Below are 18,795 nucleotides of genomic sequence, written 5' to 3' on the forward strand. Positions count from 1 at the left end.
AGCCCGCTTCGTCACGCCCCTCCCCGGCTCGACGAGTCGGGGGCAAGAAAAGACAACTTCTTTCTTTTTCAAAAGGGCAAACTGAAATGGCGAACGCATCTCAACCTCTGGTCGGCCTCGTGGGCTGGCGCGGCATGGTCGGCTCGGTCCTGATGGACCGCATGCAGGCCGAAGGCGACTTCGGGCTCATCGAGCCGGTCTTCTTCTCGACCTCCAACGCCGGCGGCAAGGCCCCGGCCATGGCCAGGAACGAGACCGCGCTCAAGGATGCGAACGACATCGAGGCGCTCAAGAAGTGCGACATCGTCATCACCTGCCAGGGCGGCGACTACACCAGCGAGGTGTTCCCCAAGCTGCGCGCCGCGGGCTGGAGCGGCCACTGGATCGACGCCGCCTCCACCCTGCGCATGCAGGATGACGCGGTCATCGTGCTCGACCCCGTCAACCTGCCGGTGATCCAGAACGCGCTCGCCAAGGGCGGCAAGAACTGGATCGGCGGCAACTGCACCGTCAGCTGCATGCTGATGGGCGTGGGCGCCCTCTACAAGGCGGGCCTGGTCGAATGGATGACCAGCATGACCTACCAGGCGGCTTCGGGCGGCGGCGCGCAGCACATGCGCGAGCTGCTGACGCAGTTCGGCACGCTCAACGCCGAGGTGCGCGCCCTGCTGGACGACCCCAAGTCGGCCATCCTCGAGATCGACCGCAAGGTGCTGCACAGGCAGCAGAACCTGAGCGCCGCTGAAACCGCCAACTTCGGCGCACCGCTGGGCGGCTCGCTGATCCCCTGGATCGACAAGGACCTGGGCGACGGCATGTCCAAGGAAGAATGGAAGGCCGGCGCGGAAACCAACAAGATCCTCGGCCAGGGCGCGGGCTTCGGCACCGCCGCCGTGCCGGTGGACGGCTTCTGCGTGCGCATCGGCGCCATGCGCTGCCACAGCCAGGCCCTGACCTTCAAGCTCAAGAAGGACGTGCCCGTGGCCGACATCGAAGCGCTGATCGCCGCCGACAACCCCTGGGCCAGCGTGGTGCCGAACACGCGCGAAGCGACCCTGAAGGACCTGACGCCGGTGGCCGTGACGGGCACCATGAACATCCCGGTCGGCCGCATCCGCAAGCTGGCGATGGGCCCCGAGTACGTCGGCGCCTTCACCATCGGCGACCAGCTGCTGTGGGGCGCGGCCGAACCGCTGCGCCGCATGCTGCGCATCCTGCTCGAGGCTTGATGGGGGCGCGCAGGCTCTCCACAGACCCAAAGTGTTGCCATCCGGCAACACTGAATGTGTGCGTAAGTATGCGCGCACTGGGTAGAACAGGCGCACCGCCTTGTCAGTACCCGGTGATGATGCTAACGTCCTCTTACAAATTCTGGGCCTGAGCCGCCCCTATCAGCATGACAAGACATCTGTTGCCCGCGGCCCGCCCATCGGCCGCTCGCCCCTCCCTGCCCTTGAACGGTCTTCGCCTCTCCGTTCTGGGCACGGCGGTTGCCGTGGTCCTGGGTATTGCAAGCACCGACGCCAGCGCTTTCGCGCTCGGGCAGCTGAAGGTGCAATCGGCGCTGGGCGAACCGCTTCGCGCCGAAATCGACGTGACCGAAATGGCTGCCGCCGAAGCGGAAAGCCTGAAGATCAACGTCGCCAGCGCCGATGCCTTCAAGAACGCGGGCGTTCCTTACAACGCTGCGCTCAGCGACGTCAAGGCCACGCTGCAGCGCCGCGCCGGCGGCCAGTACGTGGTACGGCTCACCGGCAGCCGTCCGCTCAACGATCCCTTCGTCGACCTGCTGCTCGAAGCCAATGGCTCGTCGGGCCGCATGGTGCGCGACTACACCGTGCTGCTCGATCCGCCGGCCACCCGCCAGGCGGCGCCGAGCGCGCCCATCGCGCCCGCCACGCCCCAGGTGAGCACGCCGCCCGCGGAGCGTCCGGCTGCCGCGGCAGCCCGCGCACGCCGCGAGCGCGCGCCCGTCGCACCAGTCACCGCTCCCGCGGCACCAGCAGCGCCTGCCGCTGCCGCACCGCAGGCGCCCAGCGCCGCAGCACCGGCCCGCCCGGCTGGCGGCGGCGAACAGGTCACGGTCCAGCGCGGCGACACCGCCAGCAAGATCGCCGGGGCCCACAAGCCTGCCGAGGTTTCGCTCGACCAGATGCTGGTGGCCATGCTGCTTGCCAATCCCGATGCATTCGTTGGCGGCAACGTCAACCGCATGAGGGCTGGCGCCGTGCTCGACCTGCCGAGCGCCGCCGAAGCCAGCGCGATCCTGCCGTCGGAAGCGCGCCGCACCATCACCGCGCAGAGCCGCGACTTCGGCGCCTACCGCCAGCGCCTTGCCGAGAACGCACCCACGTCCAACGTGGCCGCCGCCGACCGCAAGGCTTCGGGCAAGCTGCAGGCCAACGTCGAGGACCGCAATGCCGCGGCAAGCGCGCCCGACAAGCTGACGATCTCGCAGGGCGGCGCAGCAGCCCGCGCCGCCGAAGAAAAGGTTGCGCAAGCCCGCCAGGCGCAGGACAGCAACAACCGCGTGGCCGAGCTCTCGAAGAACATCAACGAACTGGCCAAGCTCAAGGCAGCCACTGGTTCGGCGGCGCCAGCCGCCGGCTCGGCGCCGGCACCCGCCCCGGCAGCGCCCGGCATTCCGGTTCCCAACCCGGGTGGCGCCGCAACCACGGCACCGGCCGCAGCGGCGCCTGCAGCCGCCGCACCCGCCCCGGCTGCTGCGCCTGCGGCCGCGTCCGCCGCCCCGGCCACGACGCCTACTGCCGCTTCGGCACCAGCGGCACCGGCAGCGACTCCTGCGCCTGCACCAGCGGTACCGGCAGCTGCCGCTCCCGCCGCTCCGGCGGCCGAGCCCGTGCCTGCTGCAACTTCCGAGGCTGCGCCGGCCGCTCCCGCAGCGGCGGCAAGCGCCCCGGCCGCCGCACCGGCACCCAAGCCGGTCGTCAAGGCAGCGCCTCCGCCGCCCCCGGCCGAACGCGGCTTCTTCGAAGAGCTGATGGACAACCCGCTGATGCTCGGCGGCGCGGCGCTGATCGCCTTGCTGGTCGGCTTCCTGCTTTACCGTGTCCTGGGCCGCCGCCGCGAAGAAATGAGCGAGAGCGTGTTCCTCGAAAGCCGCATTCCGAAGGATTCGTTCTTCGGCGCCAGCGGCGGCGAATCGGTCGACACCAAGCAGCGTGGCGATTCCACCGTGTCGTCGCTGTCGTACTCGCCGAGCCAGCTCGATGCGGGCGATGTCGATCCCGTGGCCGAAGCCGACGTGTACCTGGCCTACGGCCGCGACCTGCAGGCCGAGGAAATCCTGCGCGAAGCCCTGCGCGTGAATCCGGACCGCACGGCCATCCACCTCAAGCTGCTCGAGATCCATGCCAAGCGCCGCGACGTGCGGGCCTATGAAGGCCTTGCCACCGAAGTGCACAAGCTGACCAACGGCGCCGGTGCCGATTGGAACCGCGTGGTCGAGATGGGCAAGGACCTCGATCCGGGCAATCCGCTGTACGACTCGGGCGCGCCCCGCGTGAGCCCGGCCGAAAGCGCCGCCTTTGCAGGCGCCCTGGCCACGGCCGCGGCCAAACCCGCGCCGGCCCCGGTGGCGGCACCCGCCCCCGCGCCCGTCGCGGCCACGCCGGCCTTCGTGCCCTCGGTCGCGCCGCTGGACTTCGATCTGGACCTGAGCCAGCCGCCGGCACCGGCGCCCGCTCCGGCCCCGGTGAGTGCCAGCCTGCCGAAGACGGCCTATGCGCCGCCGGCCGCCAGCAGCGCACCGCTGTCCAACGGCCATGCGCATGCGCCCACGGCACCGGTCGACCTGGAAAACGACTTCGACACCGCCCCCGGCGCGCTGTCGCCGATCACCCGCCCCGGCGCGCTCGGCGAAGCCGATGCCAACACCCGGCCGGCCGGCCTGCGCGGCAACCTGCCCGCGGACTCGGGCTTCATCGAATTCGACATGAGTGCACTGGCCGGCCTGCCCGCCCGCCAGGTGGCCGGTACCACCGATGCAGCAGCCAGGCCCGCCGAAGCCGCGCAGGACGACGATGGCGACGAGAGCCCCCATGCCGTCAAGCTGTCGCTGGCGCGCGAGCTGCAGGCCATCGGCGACGTCGAAGGCGCCCGCTCGCTGGTCGAGGAAGTCGAGGCCGAAAGTGCCGGCGACCTCAAGTCGCAGGCGAGGCAATTGCTCGCCGAGCTGCGCTGACGAGCGGCTTTTTCCGCTGTTCTTCCTGAATTCGTGAGGCTGGCGCTAGGCATCCGCTACAACGGCCAGGCGTACGAGGGCTGGCAGAGCCAGCGTTCGGGCCGCACGGTGCAGGACAAGCTCGAAGCGGCGCTCGCCAAGTTCGCGGCGCAGCCCATCGGCACGCTGTGCGCCGGCCGCACCGATGCCGGCGTGCATGCGCTGATGCAGGTGGTGCACTTCGACACCACCGTCGAACGCGAGCCCTTCTCCTGGATGCGCGGCACCAACCGCTTCCTGCCCGACGACATCGCGGTGCAGTGGGCGCAGCCGGTGCCGGACGAATTCCATTGCCGCGCCAGTGCGCTGGCGCGGCGCTACCTCTACGTGCTGTCGCAGTCGCCCGTGCGGCCCAGCCTCGATTCGGGCCGGGTCGGCTGGTCGATGCATCCGCTCGACGGCGATGCGATGCGCGCCGCCGCCGCCCTCTTGGTGGGCAAGCACGACTTCAGCTCCTTCCGCGCCTCGGCCTGCCAGGCCCGCTCGCCGGTCAAGGACCTGCGGCGCATCGAGATCACGCGAGTCGGCAGCGGCGACCGCTGCCGCTGGCACTTCGAGTTCGAGGCCGATGCCTTCCTGCACCACATGATCCGCAACCTGATGGGCTGCCTCGTGCGCATCGGCCGCGGCGACGAACGGCCCGAATGGATCACCGAAGTGCTCGAGGCGCGCAGCCGCAAGGTGGCGGCGCCCACCTTCTCGGCCAACGGGCTGTATTTTCTCGGGCCGTTGTACGACGCCAAGTGGGGTCTGCCGGCCGAGGCCACGCTGCAGGCCGGCGGCGCTCCTTATGATGGGCCGCCATGACTGCCGCTCCCCGCACCCGCATCAAGATCTGCGGCCTCACGCGCGAGGCCGACGTGGATGCCGCGATCGAGGCCGGCGCCGATGCCATCGGCTTCGTGCTCTACGCGAAAAGCCCCCGCGCCGTGACGGCCGAGCGCGCCGCCGAACTCGCCTCGCGCCTGCCGCCCTTCATCACGCCGGTGCTGCTGTTCGTGAACGAGGATGCTCCCAAAGTCATAGCAGCGCTTTCCCGCGTGAAGGGCGCGATCGCGCAGTTCCACGGCGAAGAAACGCCCGAACAGTGCGAGCAGGCCACCGGCCCGGGGCGCTTTCGCTACATGCGCGCGGCCCGTATTCCGCTGGGCGCCGCCGGAGCCGGCTTCGACCTCGTAAAATACGCGTCCGATTACTCCCACGCCCAGGCCATCCTGCTCGACGCCCATGTCGAAGGTTATGGCGGTGGCGGCAAGGCATTCGATTGGTCACTTCTTCCACCCGCCGTCGACGCTCACCTCGTCTTGAGTGGTGGGCTCACACCTGCAAACGTGAGCGATGGCATTCGCATCCTGCGGACGCGCTGCAAGACGCTGTCCGTTGATGTGAGCTCGGGCGTCGAAATCGACGGTCCCGGGAACAAGGGCCTGAAGGACGCCGGAAAGATCCGGCAATTCGTCGCCGCCGTCAGGGCCGCCGACGCCTCCTTCTCCAGTTAGCCGCCGCACCCGATCGTGATTTCGGGCTGCGGCCCAACGATCGAGAACCATGCGAACCAACTATCAGCAACCCGACGCCACCGGCCACTTCGGCAACTACGGCGGCACCTTCGCGAGCGAAACGCTCACCCACGCGATCAACGAGCTGCGCGACGCCTACGCGAAGTACAAGGACGATCCGGCCTTCCTCGCCGAATTCCACTACGAACTCAAGCACTTCGTCGGCCGCCCCTCGCCGGTCTACCACGCGGCGCGCACCAGCCGCGAGATGGGTGGCGCGCAGATCTACCTGAAGCGCGAAGACCTCAACCACACCGGCGCGCACAAGATCAACAACGTGATCGGCCAGGCGATGCTCGCGCGCCGCATGGGCAAGCCCCGCGTGATCGCCGAAACCGGCGCCGGCCAGCATGGCGTGGCCACCGCCACCATCTGCGCGCGCTACGGCCTCGAATGCGTGGTCTACATGGGCAGCCAGGACGTGAAGCGCCAGAGCCCCAACGTCTACCGCATGAACCTGCTGGGCGCCACCGTGGTGCCGGTGGAGTCGGGCAGCAAGACGCTGAAGGACGCGCTCAACGAGGCCATGCGCGACTGGGTCACGAACGTGGAGAACACCTTCTACATCATCGGCACCGTGGCCGGCCCGCATCCCTACCCGACCATGGTCCGCGACTTCCAGAGCGTGATCGGCACGGAGTGCATCGACCAGATGCCCGCCATGCTCGCGGCCCAGGGCATCACCGGCGAAGCCGAAGGCCGGCAGCCCGACGTGGTGGTGGCCTGCGTGGGCGGCGGCAGCAACGCGATGGGCATCTTCCATCCCTACATCCCGTTCGAAGGCACGCGCCTGATCGGCGTGGAGGCCGCGGGCGAGGGGCTCGACAGCGGCAAGCACTCGGCATCCATCCTGCGCGGCAGCCCGGGCGTGCTGCACGGCAACCGCACCTACCTGCTGCAGAACGAGGACGGCCAGGTGACCGAAACGCACAGCATCAGCGCCGGCCTCGACTACCCCGGCGTGGGCCCCGAGCACGCCTACCTGGCCGACATCGGCCGCGCCGAGTACGTCGGCATCACCGACACCGAGGCACTCGAAGCCTTTCACTACCTGTGCCGCACCGAAGGCATCATTCCGGCCCTCGAATCGAGCCACGCCGTGGCCTACGCCATGAAACTCGCCAAGACCATGCGGCCGGACCAGTCGATCCTCGTGAACCTTTCGGGCCGCGGCGACAAGGACATCGGCACCGTCGCCGACCTGTCGGGCGTCGACTTCTACGACCGGCCCTCCATGCGCGGCCTGAGCGTGAAGGGAGGCAAGTGATGAGCACCGCAGGACCGCTCCAAGGTGCGAACGCCCCCTCGGGGGGCAGCGCAGCACACGAAGTGGCAAGCGTGGGGGCCCGCGCTGGCCGCATTGCCGCCACCTTCGACGCGCTGAAAAAAGACGGCCGCCGCGCCCTGATTCCCTACGTCACCGCCGGCTTCCCCTTCGCCGACATCACGCCCGAGCTGATGCACGGCATGGTCGAGGCCGGCGCCGACGTGATCGAGCTCGGCGTGCCGTTCTCCGACCCGATGGCCGATGGCCCGGTGATCCAGAAGGCCGGCGAGGCCGCGCTGGCGCTGGGCGTCGGCATGAAGCAGGTGCTCGCCATGGTGGCCGCCTTCCGCCAGAAGGACGCGGCGACGCCCGTGGTGCTGATGGGCTATGCGAACCCGGTCGAGCGCTACGACCTCGTGCATGGCAAGAAGGCCTTCATCCGCGATGCGTCGGCCGCGGGCGTCGACGGCCTCCTGGTGGTCGACTACCCGCCCGAGGAGTGCGAGGCTTTCGCCGCCGACCTGAAGGCCGCGGGCATCGACCTGATCTTCCTGCTCGCCCCCACCAGTACCAGCGAGCGCATGGCGCAGGTCGCGCGCATCGCGAGCGGCTATGTCTACTACGTGTCGCTCAAGGGCGTGACAGGCGCCGGCCACCTCGACACCGAGGCGGTCGGCCAGATGATCCCGCGCATCCGCGAGCACGTGAGCATCCCGGTGGGCGTGGGCTTCGGCATCCGCGACGCGCGCACGGCGCAGGCCGTCGGTTCGGCCGCCGATGCGGTCGTGATCGGCACCAGGATCATCCAGCTGATCGACGGGCAGCCGCGCGAGAAGGTGGTGCCCGCGGTGCGCGAATTCCTCGCCGGCATCCGCGAGGCGCTCGATGCCCTGCCGGCGGCTACCCCCAAGAACGCGGCTGGCCGATAATCGCTGCTGCCCTCACCCAGCCCCCCTCCCGCACGCGGGCGGGGGGAGCTAAATCGGAGTCCTATGAGCTGGCTTGAAAAACTGCTACCCGCCAAGATCGCACAAACCGACCCGTCGGAGCGCCGCCAGGTGCCCGAGGGCCTGTGGATCAAGTGCCCCGCCTGCGAGACCGTTCTCTACAAGACCGACCTCGAACACAACCAGAACGTCTGCCCGAGCTGCAGCCACCACCACCGCATCGGCGCCCGCGCGCGGCTCGACGCCTTCCTCGACGCCGAAGGCCGCTACGAAGTCGGCCAGGAAGTGCTCCCGGTGGACGCGCTCAAGTTCAAGGACAGCCGCAAGTACCCCGAACGGCTCAAGGAAGCGCTCGAGAACACCGGCGAGACCGACGCCCTGGTCGTCATGGGCGGCTCGGTCCACAGCATCAGCGTGGTCGTGGCCTGCTTCGAATTCGAATTCATGGGCGGCAGCATGGGCAGCGTGGTCGGCGAGCGCTTCGTGCGCGGCGTCGAGACGGCCATCGAGCAGAAGGTGCCGTTCATCTGCTTCACCGCCACCGGCGGCGCCCGCATGCAGGAAGGCCTGCTCTCGCTCATGCAGATGGCCAAGACCAACGCGGCGCTCACCCGCCTCGCCAAGAAGGGCCTGCCCTACATCAGCGTGCTGACCGACCCGACCATGGGCGGCGTCTCGGCCGGCTTCGCCTTCGTGGGCGACGTGGTCATTGCCGAACCCAAGGCGCTGATCGGCTTTGCCGGCCCGCGCGTGATCGAATCGACCGTGCGCGTGACCTTGCCCGAAGGCTTCCAGCGCGCGGAGTTCCTGCAGACCAAGGGCGCGATCGACTTCATCAGCGACCGCCGCGAACTGCGCAAGACCATTGCGAGCACGCTCGCCATGCTGCTGCGCCAGCCGGCCGACGCGGTCAGCTGAACGAAAGACCGATCAGGCACCCAGCTGGTAAGCCAGCACCAGCAGGTTGCCCAGCACGATCGCAATCACCTGCAGCACCACGATCGCGGCCAGGGGCGACAGGTCCACGCCGCCGATCAGCGGAATGAACCGGCGGAACGGCCGCACCAGCGGCTCGGCCAGCCGCGAGATCAGGTCGAGCAGCATCGGCGACGCGCCCGGTATCCACGACAGCACGGCATAGACCACCAGCAGCGCCGTCAGCCCCGACACCGCGAGCTGCAGCAGCCCCACCAGCGAAACGAGCGGCAGGGTGGCAATCCGGCCCAGGTTGCCGATCAGGAGCCACAGCAGCAGGAACTTGGCCAGCACGAGCAGCCACGCCGCGATGGCGCTCGCCAGGTCCCAGCGCTTCACCGGCGGCACGATGCGGCGCAGCGGCAGCACGATCCAGTCGGTGATCGCGAATATGAAGCGCCCGAGCGGATTGCCGAAAGGCACGCGGTGGTACTGCATGTAGAGGCGCAGCAGGCAAGCGCCGCCGAGCAGGCCGACGATCACGTCGAGAAGGAACGAGGGGATCTGGTAGAGCATGGGGCGTGGTCGTGAGGGGAATGCGATGATAGCCATGCAAGGTTCATCGATGACCACACAGCCCCTTTTGCATTCACTGCCATTGTTCCCGCTCGGCACGGTCCTGTTTCCGGACGGCGTGCTCCCGCTGCGTATTTTCGAAGTACGTTATCTCGACATGATCGGCAAATGCCGCAAGGCCGACGCGCCCTTCGGCGTGGTCAGCCTCACGAGCGGCAGCGAGGTGCGCAAGGCCGGCGCCGAGGCGGAGAGCTTCGCGACCGTCGGCACGCTGGCGGTCATCCGCGAATTCGATTCGCCGCAAAGCGGCCTGCTGCAGATCGAATGCGTCGGCACGCAGCGCTTCCGGGTCCGCGCCGCCGAACTGCAGAAATACGGCTTGTGGGTTGCCGAAGTCGAAGCCGTGGCCGAAGACACGGCGCTCGAAATTCCAGGCGACCTCCAGCACACCGCCACGGCGCTGCGGCGCCTCGTCAATACCCTCGAAGAACGCCGCCGCGCGCAGGGCGCCGAGGCCCTGCGCCTGCCCGTCGGCGAGCCCTACCGCTTCGACGATTGCGGCTGGGTGGCCAACCGCTGGTGCGAACTGGTGCCCATGCAGCTCGAACTGCGGCAGCGGCTCATGGAGCTCGACAGTCCGCTGATGCGGCTCGAGCTGGTCAGCGATCTGCTGGCACGTGCGGGCATCACTGAATAGATTGCTACTTCTTTCATAGCGTTTCGAGCAGGATTGGCGGGCACTGGAGGCCGGTTCCGTTTGCACCCGATCGGCTAAAATGCTGGGTTGCGCTCGCTTTTGTTGCGCCCCCACCCGCACTTCATGTCCGACCACCTGATCCCCTCCATTCCCACGCCCGCCGCAGCTCCGGCCGCCGCGCCCGCCGTCGACGACAACCAGCTCATCGCGGAGCGCCGCGAAAAGCTCAAGCTGATGCGCGCCGCCCAGGCCGAGGGCAAGGGGGTCGCGTTTCCGAACGACTTCAAGCCGGGCCACCGCGCCGCCGCGCTGATCGAGGCGCATGGCGCCGCCGATGCCGAAGCGCTCGAGGCGCAGGCCGTTGCCGTGAGCGTGGCCGGCCGCATGATGCTCAAGCGCGTGATGGGCAAGGCCAGCTTCGCCACGGTGCAGGATGCCACCAGCCGCATCCAGCTCTACGTCACGCGCGATGCCATCGGCGAGGAAGCCTACGCCGAGTTCAAGCGCTGGGACCTGGGCGACATCGTGGGCGCCGAAGGCACGCTGATGAAGACCAAGACCGGCGAGCTGTCGGTCAAGGTCACCAAGCTGCGCCTGCTCACCAAGAGCCTGCGCCCGCTGCCCGACAAGTTCCACGGCATGGCCGACCAGGAGCAGAAGTACCGCCAGCGCTACGTCGACCTGATCACCGACGAAACCGCCCGCGTGCGCTTCACCGCGCGCAGCAAGGCCGTGAGCGCGCTGCGCGAATTCATGGTGGGCCACGGCTTCCTCGAAGTCGAGACGCCGATGCTGCACCCCATTCCCGGCGGCGCCAACGCCAAGCCCTTCAAGACGCACCACAACGCGCTCGACCAGGAGATGTTCCTGCGCATCGCGCCCGAGCTCTACCTGAAGCGCCTGATCGTCGGCGGCTTCGAGCGCGTGTTCGAAATCAACCGGAGCTACCGCAACGAGGGCATCTCGGTGCGGCACAACCCCGAGTTCACGATGATGGAGTTCTACGCGGCCTACTGGAACTACCGCGACCTGATGGACTTCACCGAGACGCTGATCCGCACCATTGCCGACAAGGCCGTGGGTACGCAGCAGCTCACCTACCAGGGCAAGCCGGTCGACCTGACCCAGCCCTTCGAGCGCCTGACGATCCGCGAAGCCATCCTCAAGTACACGGAAGCCGGCCCCGCCGTCGACGACAGCGCCTGGCTCATCAACGCCCTGCGCAAGCTCGGGCTGAACGAAGAAAAGGACAAGCTCTCGCAGCGCAGCCTCGCCAGCCTGCAGGTCATGTACTTCGAAGAGACGGTGGAAGAAAAGCTCTGGCAGCCGACTTTCATCATGGAGCACCCGACCGAGATCTCGCCGCTCGCGCGCGCCAACGACGAGCGGCCCGAGGTCACCGAGCGCTTCGAGCTCTACATCACGGGCCGCGAGTTCGGCAACGGCTTCAGCGAGCTCAACGACGCCGAGGACCAGGCCGCGCGCTTCAACGCGCAGGTGGCCGCCAAGGACAGCGGCGACGACGAGGCCATGTTCTACGACCACGACTTCGTGCGCGCCCTCGAATACGGCATGCCGCCCACCGGCGGCTGCGGCATCGGCATCGACCGGCTGATGATGCTGCTGACCGATTCGCCGAGCATCCGCGACGTGATCCTGTTCCCGGCGCTGCGCAGGGAATCTTGAGCGTGAAGTTACCGTCGTCGCTGCCGACGATCGGCATCGACTTCGGCACCTCCAATTCCGCCGTGGCCTGCCGGGTCGACGGCGCGGCCCGGCTGCTGCCGATCGAAGGCACAGCCACCACGCTGCCGACCGCGATCTTCTTCAACGCCGAAGACCGCACGACGCATTTCGGCCGCGATGCCATCGGCCAGTACCTCTCGGGCACCGAAGGGCGCCTGATGCGCTCGCTGAAGAGCCTGCTCGGCAGCGCGCTGATGCAGGAGAAGACCGCCATCTATGACGGCCTCGTGAGCTTCGAGGACATCATCGCGCGCTTCCTGCGCGAACTGGCGCAGCGCGCGGGCCGCGAACTGGGCCGGGTGCCGGAGCGCGTCGTGATCGGCCGGCCCGTGCACTTCGTCGATGACGATTCCAAACGGGATGAACGCGCGGAAGAAAGCCTGCGCCACGCGGCTCGCGCAGCCGGGTTCCACGACATCGCCTTTCAGCTCGAGCCGATTGCAGCGGCCTTCGACTACGAACAGCGCGTTGCGAAGGAATCGCTGGTGCTGATCGTCGACGTCGGCGGCGGCACCTCCGACTTCACCGTCGTGCGCGTGGGCCCGGAGCGCGCCGCGCGCGAAGACCGCAGCAGCGACGTGCTGGCCACCAGCGGCGTGCACATCGGCGGCACCGACTTCGACCAGCGCCTGAACCTGGACCGCGTCATGCCGGAATTCGGCTTTCGCCACACGGGCGCGCAGGGGCGCGAAGTGCCGAGCAAGGTGTTCTTCGAGCTTTCGTCCTGGCACCTGATCAACTGGCTCTATGCGGCCAAGGCGGTGCGGCAGGCCAAGGACCTGCGCACGAGCTACAGCGACACGCGGCTGCACGACCGGCTGATGACGGTGCTCGAAGAGCGGCACGGCCACCGCATTGCGAGCGAGGTCGAGCAGGCGAAGATCGATGCCTCGGTGAACGATGCGCCCACCGCCATCGACCTCTCGTGCGCCGAGCCGGGGCTGGCCGCCTCGCTCTCGCCCGCCGACATGGCGCAGCAGCTTTCCCCGCTGCTCGAGAACGTGGTTGCCTGCGCGCACGCCTGCGTCAAGCGCGCCGGCCTGCGCAGCGGCGACCTCGACGCCATCTACCTGACGGGCGGCTCCTCGGCGCTGCGGCCGTTCCAGCAGGCCTTGCGCAGGAGCTTCGCGGGCGTGAACCTGGTCGAGGGCGACCTGTTCGGCGGCGTGGCTACCGGGCTCGCCTGCGCGGGACCGGTGGCATGAAATGAAATATCTCGCAGGCTACCCACCCGCGCTGCTGGCGCAGGTGCAGCAGCTGGTCGCCACCGAAGGGCTCGCGCCGCTGCTGCGCAAGCGCTATCCCGGCCCGCTTCACGAGGTGCAGACGGACCGTGCGCTCTACGACTACGTGAGCGAGCTCAAGAGCGATTTCATGCGCAAGGCCCCGCCGCTTTCCAAGGTGGCGTTCGACAGCAAGCTGCATGTGATCCGCAATGCGCTCGGCACCCACACCACCGTTTCGCGCGTGCAGGGCAGCAAGCTCAAGACCAAGCGCGAGATCCGGGTGGCGAGCCTGTTCAGGGAAGTGCCGCTGGAATGGCTGCGCATGATCGTGGTCCACGAGCTCGCGCACATGAAGGAGCGCGACCATGACAAGAGCTTCTATGCGCTCTGCGAGCACATGGAGCCGGACTACCACCGGCTCGAATTCGATGTCCGGCTGTACCTGACGCACCTGGATTCGGGCGGCGAGCGGCTGTGGGCAAGCTCGCTGCCGGCGCCGGGCGCCGCGCCGTAGCCGTCCCTCAGGCGCCCTGTCGAGGCGCCGCAAGCCCGGCCTGCGCAAGCACTTGCCTCGCCTGCCGATAGCCCGCCGAATCGGCGAGCGTGTTCCAGCCGAGCGGCGGCGTTTCCGGCAGCAGCGCCCGGCGGCGCGCCTCGCTGTTCGCATCGGGCTGCCAGCGCCCCGCACTGGCCGCGGCCGCAAAGCCGTCGAGCAGTTCGTCGAGCGGGCGGCCATCGCCGATGCTCTGGTTGCACAGCATCGCCAGGTCGCAGCCCGCGTCGAGTGCCGCCAGCGCGGCATCGGCATAGCTCAGCAGCTCGCCGTCGATGTAGCGCCCTGCTTCCATGCTCAGGTCATCGCTGAAGATGGCGCCATCGAAACCGAGCCTGCTGCGCAGGATGTCCTCCAGCCACCTGGAAGAAAAGCCCGCGGGCCGCTTGTCGACCTTCGGATAGATCACGTGCGCCGGCATCACTGCGGTGAGCGTGCCCGCGAGCCAGTCGTAGGGCCGTGCATCGTCGGCCAGGATGGCCTTGAGGCTGCGCCGGTCGACCGGGATTTCCACATGCGAATCGGCGGTGACGAAGCCGTGCCCCGGAAAGTGCTTGCCGCAGTTGCGCATGCCCATCTGCAGCATGCCGTGCATCAGGCTCTTGGCCAGCAGCGCCGCCACGCGCGGGTCGCGGTGGAAGCTGCGGTCGCCGATCACGCTGCTGCCGCCGTAATCGAGGTCGAGCACCGGCGCAAAGCTGAAGTCGACGCCGCAGGCGCGCAGTTCGGCGGCAAGCACCTGGCCGGCGGCGGTGGCCGCCTGCGTGGCGCGCATGGCGTCGCGCATCCACAGCTCGCCGAGCGCGCGCATCGAGGGCAGGCGCGTGAAGCCGTCGGTGCGAAAGCGCTGCACCCGGCCGCCTTCGTGGTCGACGCAGATCAGCAGGTCGGGGCGGATCGCCTTGATCTCGGCATTGAGCGCGCTCATCTGCGCACGGTCCTGCCAGTTGCGGGCGAAATGGATCACGCCGCCGACCAGCGGATTGGCGATGCGCCGGCGGTCGGCGTCATTCAGTTCGGTCGCCGCCACGTCGATGATCAGCGGCGCGTGGGTACGGGCGGGCCCGGCGGTCATAGTTTCTCCACCACCACGAAGCTCGCGGCGTATTCGGTTTCGTCGGTCACGGTGACGTGGGCCGTGAGGCCCCGGGCTTCGAACCACTCCTTGAGCTCGCCATGCAGCACGATGACGGGCTTGCCGCTGCGCAGGTTGGCGATCTCGCACAGGCGCCAGCTCATCGGCATGCGCATGCCCAGGCCGATGGCCTTGCTGAAGGCCTCCTTGGCGGAAAAACGCGTGGCGAGATAGCTCAGGCCGCGCTTGGGCCAGCGTTCGCTGCGGGCCTTCCAGACCGCGAATTCGGCGTCGCTCAGCACCCGGTGGGCAAAGCGCTCGCCTTGGCGCTCGAAGGTTGCTGCGATGCGCCGCAGATCGCAGATGTCGGTACCAATGCCGTAGATCATGCCGCTGCAGCGCTCACTGCGCCTCTTGGATGCAGCGCAGGTATTCCTTGGTGGTGGCGGCGTAGCCGAGTTCGAGCGCATCGGCGATGAAGGCATGCCCGATCGACACCTCCTGGACGCCGCGCACTGCACGCAGGAACGGCGTGAGGTTGTCGCGGCTCAGGTCATGGCCCGCGTTGAGGCCGAGGCCCGCCGCCTGCGCCGCGCGTGCGGCATCGACATAGCGCGCCAGCACGGCCTGTTCGTCCGGCGTGCCGCGCGATGAGGCATAGCCCTCGGTATAGAGCTCGACGCGGTCGGCGCCCACCGCCTTGGCCGCGGCCATCATTTCGGGAATGGGGTCCATGAAGAGGCTCACGCGCACGCCCAGCGCCTTGGCTTCGGCAATCAGCGGGCGCAGCCGCTCGGCGTCTTCGGGGAAGCTCCAGCCATGGTCGCTGGTCGACTGGGTTTCGCTGTCGGGCACGAAGGTGGCCTGGTGCGGCTTCAGCGTGCGCACGAAGTCCATCAGGTTGTGGAAGGGGTTGCCTTCGATGTTGAACTCGATTGCGGGCCAATCCCTGGCCAGCAGCGCGGCCAGGTCGCTCACGTCGTGCGGCCGGATGTGGCGCTCGTCGGGCCGCGGGTGCACGGTGATGCCCTGCGCTCCGGCGGCAAGGCAGGCCTTGGCGGCGGTGAGCACGCTCGGAATGCCGAGATGGCGCGTATTGCGCACCAGGGCCACCTTGTTGAGGTTGACCGACAGCGAGGTGGTAGCGGATTGGCCGGAAGTGCTCATAGGGCTTGCAAATCTCTCATCATCTGCCGCGTGCGCAGCGTGGACACACCGCAATGGTAGTTGAGCAGCGCGCGCAGCTGGTTCCTGAGGGCGCTGTTGCTGCCGGCGTTCATGGTCGCAATCTCGCGCAGCGTGGCCGTGAAGGGCGCGCGGTCGTCGAGCACGCCCTGCAGCGACTGCCAGTCGGCACCGGACAGCGCCGCCTCGCCTTCGGCCGCCAGCCGCAGGCCGGCTTCGGGCACCAGGGTGTAGCGGGCATCGGCCACGAGCGGCTCGAGCGTGAGGGTCTGCACGTCGAGCGACGGCAGCAGGCCCACTTCGCGCAGCAGCAGCAGCTCGAAGGCGCGCAGCGCCGCGGCCTGGGTGGCGGCCTGCGCGCCGGCATGGTCGCCGGCCAGCACCTGCACCACGCCCGCATAGGCATCGAACAGCGCCTCGTGGGCATCGTCCCGCGCCAGCAGGCGCAGCAGCAGTTCGTTGACGTAGTAGCCCGAGAGCAGCGCCTCGCCGGTCGGCATGACGTGGCCGCCCATCCACTCGGCGCCCTTGAGCGTGCGGATCTCGGCGTCGCCGCCGTAGTTGAGCTGCAGCGGCTGCAGCGGCAGCAGCACCGGCCTGAAATTGGAACTCGGCCGCTTCGCCCCCTTGGCCACCAGCGCGATGCGCCCGTGGTGGCGGGTGAAGACCTCGAGGATCAGGCTCGACTCGCTCCAGTCGTAGCGATGGAGCACGTACGCCGGTTCGTGCGAAACGCGGTGGGCAGCGGCCACTTCATTCGTAGCCGAACGAACGCACGCGGGCCTCGTCGTCGGCCCAACCCGAGCGCACCTTGACCCACAGTTCGAGGAACACCTTGGCGTCGGCCAGCTTTTCGAGCTCGACGCGGGTTTCCATGCCGATGCGCTTGATGCGCTCGCCCTTGTCGCCGATCACCATGGCCTTGTGGCCGTCGCGCTCCACCACGATGGTGGCGGCGATGCGCAGCAGGCGCTTCTGGCCCTTTTTCTGCGGCGGCTCTTCCTCGAACTTGTCGATGATCACGGTCGAGGTGTAGGGCAGTTCGTCGCCGGTCAGGCGGAACAGTTTTTCGCGCACCAGCTCGCCCGCGAGGAACTTCTCGCTGCGGTCGGTGAGCTCGTCCTCGGCATAGAACCAGGGCTGCTCGGGCAGGTACTTCTCGCAGATGCCGAACAGGCGCTCGACATCCTTGGCATTCTTGGCCGACATCGGCACGAACTCGGCGAAGGAGTGCTTCGCCTGCATGGTCTGCAGCCAGGGGGCGATGTCGCCGCGGCGGTGCACGTTGTCGAGCTTGTTGGCGAGCAGCACGGTCGGAATGCCCTTGCCGAGCAGCTTGAGCACCCGCTCGTCGGCCGGCGTGAAACTGCCGGCTTCCACCACGAAGAGGATCAGGTCCACGTCGCCGACCGCGCCCTGCACGGTCTTGTTGAGCGACTTGTTGAGCGCGTTGGCATGCAGGGTCTGGAAGCCCGGCGTGTCGACGAACACGAACTGCGTGGCGCCCAGCGTGCGCATGCCCGTGATGCGGTGCCGCGTGGTCTGCGCCTTGCGCGAGGTGATGCTGATCTTCTGCCCCACCAGCGCATTGAGCAGCGTCGACTTGCCCACATTGGGCTTGCCGACGATGGCGATCAGGCCGCAGTGCTGTGGGCCGCTTGCGCCCGTATCGCCCGCCGGGTCCTGGGATTCTGCTGCTGAATTGATAGCGTCGTTCATTCTGATTTCACGCGGCCCCGCGTGCCTTGAGCCGGATCAACATGGCCGCCGCGGCAGCCTGCTCGCCGGCGCGCCGCGAACCACCGATGCCGCGTTCGCGCAGGCCCAGCTCCGGCACCTCGCACTCGACATCGAAGGTCTGCTTGTGCGCTGCGCCGAGCGTGGCCGCCACGCGGTACACCGGCAGCTTCATTTTGTGACCCTGCAGCCATTCCTGCAATTCGGTCTTCGGATCCTTGGCCACCGCGTCCATGCGCGGATTGATCTCGACCGATTCGTAGAGCCGCCGCACCAGCGCCTCGGCGGCCGAAAAGCCGGCATCGAGGTAGACCGCGCCGATCAGCGCCTCGAGCGCGTCGGCCAGGATCGAGGGCCGGTTGGGCCCGCCGGAGCGCGCCTCGCCCTCGCCGAGCCGCAGCAGCGGCGACAGCTGCAGCTCCAGCGCCAGGCGATGCAGGGTGTCCTGCTTGACCAGGTTGGCCCGCACGCGCGACAGGTCGCCCTCGGGCAGGGCCGAGAGGCGGGTGTAGAGCAGGTGCGAGACCGCGAGGTTGAGCACCGAGTCGCCGAGAAATTCGAGGCGCTCGTTGTGGTCGGCCGAAAAACTGCGGTGCGTGAGCGCGAGCTGGAGCAGCCGCGTGTCGGAGAACGAATGCTTGAGGCGCTCCTGCAGCGCCGTGAGGCCGCCGTCCACCTTGCGTGTCGCCGCGTTCAGCGGGTCTGGCCCTTGTACTTGAGCACCAGGAAGGCCGGGCCGAACAAGGGAATCTCGCGCTCGTAGGCATACGAGACGACCACCTTGTCGCCGACCTTCTTGATGTCGAGGTCCTTGCCCGAGACCGACTGGAAGTCGTCGATGGCCTGGGCCCGGTCGAAGATCGCGCGCACTTCGGGCACGGTGGTGCCTTCCTTGGCCTTGTTGGCGGCCTTGTCGATGGCCTGCCATTCGATCAGCGTCGGGATGACCTGCGCGACGACGACGCCGACGCAACCCAGCACCACGGCGACGAACACCAGACCGATGAACGAGATGCCGCGCTGGTGCGCGGCCCTGCTGCGGATGGACCGATTTGTTCTCATGCCCTCT

General features: G+C 68.3%; 19 protein-coding genes. 11 read left to right on the forward strand and 8 right to left on the reverse strand.

Annotated elements, in window-relative coordinates:
- Window positions 1-86: 86 nt before the first annotated feature.
- From asd to accD, 7 genes are all read left to right on the forward strand, one after another.
- Window positions 87-1,229, forward strand: a complete 1,143-nt coding sequence (asd, locus tag VPA02S_RS05765; protein ID WP_012746564.1) for an aspartate-semialdehyde dehydrogenase — start codon at window positions 87-89, stop codon at window positions 1,227-1,229.
- A 224-nt stretch (window positions 1,230-1,453) separates the two neighbouring features.
- Window positions 1,454-4,204: a FimV/HubP family polar landmark protein gene (locus VPA02S_RS05770; RefSeq protein WP_418156337.1), complete on the forward strand. Its 2,751-nt coding sequence runs from the start codon at window positions 1,454-1,456 to the stop codon at window positions 4,202-4,204.
- 33 nt (window positions 4,205-4,237) lie between these two features.
- Window positions 4,238-5,050, forward strand: a complete 813-nt coding sequence (truA, locus tag VPA02S_RS05775) for a tRNA pseudouridine(38-40) synthase TruA (protein WP_012746562.1) — start codon at window positions 4,238-4,240, stop codon at window positions 5,048-5,050.
- A complete protein-coding gene (locus VPA02S_RS05780) occupies window positions 5,047-5,742 on the forward strand; it encodes a phosphoribosylanthranilate isomerase (RefSeq protein ID WP_018903261.1) in 696 nt (231 codons plus the stop codon). Before truA ends, VPA02S_RS05780 begins: the two co-directional genes overlap by 4 nt.
- A gap of 49 nt (window positions 5,743-5,791) precedes the next feature.
- Entirely contained in the window at window positions 5,792-7,069 is a 1,278-nt protein-coding gene (gene trpB, locus VPA02S_RS05785; RefSeq protein ID WP_062362763.1) for a tryptophan synthase subunit beta, read from the forward strand.
- A 71-nt stretch (window positions 7,070-7,140) separates the two neighbouring features.
- A complete protein-coding gene (gene trpA, locus VPA02S_RS05790; RefSeq protein ID WP_049808435.1) occupies window positions 7,141-7,998 on the forward strand; it encodes a tryptophan synthase subunit alpha in 858 nt (285 codons plus the stop codon).
- 63 nt (window positions 7,999-8,061) lie between these two features.
- Entirely contained in the window at window positions 8,062-8,934 is an 873-nt protein-coding gene (gene accD, locus VPA02S_RS05795) for an acetyl-CoA carboxylase, carboxyltransferase subunit beta (protein WP_012746558.1), read from the forward strand.
- A gap of 12 nt (window positions 8,935-8,946) precedes the next feature.
- Here the strand turns inward: accD and VPA02S_RS05800 are convergent, their stop codons facing one another.
- Window positions 8,947-9,507, reverse strand: a complete 561-nt coding sequence (locus VPA02S_RS05800) for a YggT family protein (RefSeq protein ID WP_012746557.1) — start codon at window positions 9,505-9,507, stop codon at window positions 8,947-8,949.
- A 49-nt stretch (window positions 9,508-9,556) separates the two neighbouring features.
- On the opposite strand from VPA02S_RS05800, the gene VPA02S_RS05805 reads away from it, so the two are divergent.
- The 4 genes from VPA02S_RS05805 (at window position 9,557) to VPA02S_RS05820 (ending at window position 13,690) form a co-directional block, all read left to right on the forward strand.
- Window positions 9,557-10,204 (forward strand): LON peptidase substrate-binding domain-containing protein, encoded by a 648-nt coding sequence (locus tag VPA02S_RS05805; protein WP_244883385.1) that lies wholly within the window; start codon window positions 9,557-9,559, stop codon window positions 10,202-10,204.
- Between the two features lie 123 nt (window positions 10,205-10,327).
- On the forward strand, window positions 10,328-11,890 hold the full coding sequence (gene lysS / locus VPA02S_RS05810) for a lysine--tRNA ligase (protein ID WP_018903258.1): 1,563 nt from the start codon (window positions 10,328-10,330) through the stop codon (window positions 11,888-11,890).
- The gene (locus VPA02S_RS05815; protein WP_018903257.1) at window positions 11,887-13,155 is read left to right on the forward strand and encodes an Hsp70 family protein; all 1,269 of its coding nucleotides are present in this window, start codon (window positions 11,887-11,889) and stop codon (window positions 13,153-13,155) included. Before lysS ends, VPA02S_RS05815 begins: the two co-directional genes overlap by 4 nt.
- Window position 13,156: 1 nt before the next feature.
- Entirely contained in the window at window positions 13,157-13,690 is a 534-nt protein-coding gene (locus VPA02S_RS05820) for a M48 metallopeptidase family protein (RefSeq protein ID WP_027729518.1), read from the forward strand.
- A 7-nt stretch (window positions 13,691-13,697) separates the two neighbouring features.
- Here the strand turns inward: VPA02S_RS05820 and nagZ are convergent, their stop codons facing one another.
- The 7 genes from nagZ to VPA02S_RS05855 are packed head-to-tail and all read right to left on the reverse strand — an operon-like array spanning window position 13,698 to window position 18,788.
- Complete coding sequence (gene nagZ, locus VPA02S_RS05825; protein ID WP_027729517.1) at window positions 13,698-14,804, reverse strand: beta-N-acetylhexosaminidase; 1,107 nt, start codon at window positions 14,802-14,804, stop codon at window positions 13,698-13,700.
- On the reverse strand, window positions 14,801-15,193 hold the full coding sequence (gene acpS / locus VPA02S_RS05830; RefSeq protein WP_012746551.1) for a holo-ACP synthase: 393 nt from the start codon (window positions 15,191-15,193) through the stop codon (window positions 14,801-14,803). The genes nagZ and acpS overlap by 4 nt, the downstream gene beginning before the upstream one ends.
- Before the next feature lie 13 nt (window positions 15,194-15,206).
- Entirely contained in the window at window positions 15,207-15,971 is a 765-nt protein-coding gene (locus VPA02S_RS05835) for a pyridoxine 5'-phosphate synthase (protein WP_062362768.1), read from the reverse strand.
- On the reverse strand, window positions 15,968-16,741 hold the full coding sequence (gene recO, locus VPA02S_RS05840) for a DNA repair protein RecO (RefSeq protein ID WP_012746549.1): 774 nt from the start codon (window positions 16,739-16,741) through the stop codon (window positions 15,968-15,970). Before recO ends, VPA02S_RS05835 begins: the two co-directional genes overlap by 4 nt.
- A 1-nt stretch (window position 16,742) precedes the next feature.
- The gene (era, locus tag VPA02S_RS05845; RefSeq protein WP_012746548.1) at window positions 16,743-17,708 is read right to left on the reverse strand and encodes a GTPase Era; all 966 of its coding nucleotides are present in this window, start codon (window positions 17,706-17,708) and stop codon (window positions 16,743-16,745) included.
- A 7-nt stretch (window positions 17,709-17,715) separates the two neighbouring features.
- Complete coding sequence (rnc, locus tag VPA02S_RS05850; RefSeq protein WP_012746547.1) at window positions 17,716-18,402, reverse strand: ribonuclease III; 687 nt, start codon at window positions 18,400-18,402, stop codon at window positions 17,716-17,718.
- Between the two features lie 17 nt (window positions 18,403-18,419).
- Window positions 18,420-18,788 carry a DUF4845 domain-containing protein gene (locus tag VPA02S_RS05855; protein WP_012746546.1) on the reverse strand — a complete coding sequence of 123 codons (369 nt, stop codon included), beginning with the start codon at window positions 18,786-18,788 and terminating at the stop codon, window positions 18,420-18,422.
- Window positions 18,789-18,795 lie beyond the last annotated feature (7 nt).

This window comes from Variovorax paradoxus NBRC 15149 (assembly GCF_001591365.1).
GTDB lineage: Bacteria > Pseudomonadota > Gammaproteobacteria > Burkholderiales > Burkholderiaceae_C > Variovorax > Variovorax paradoxus.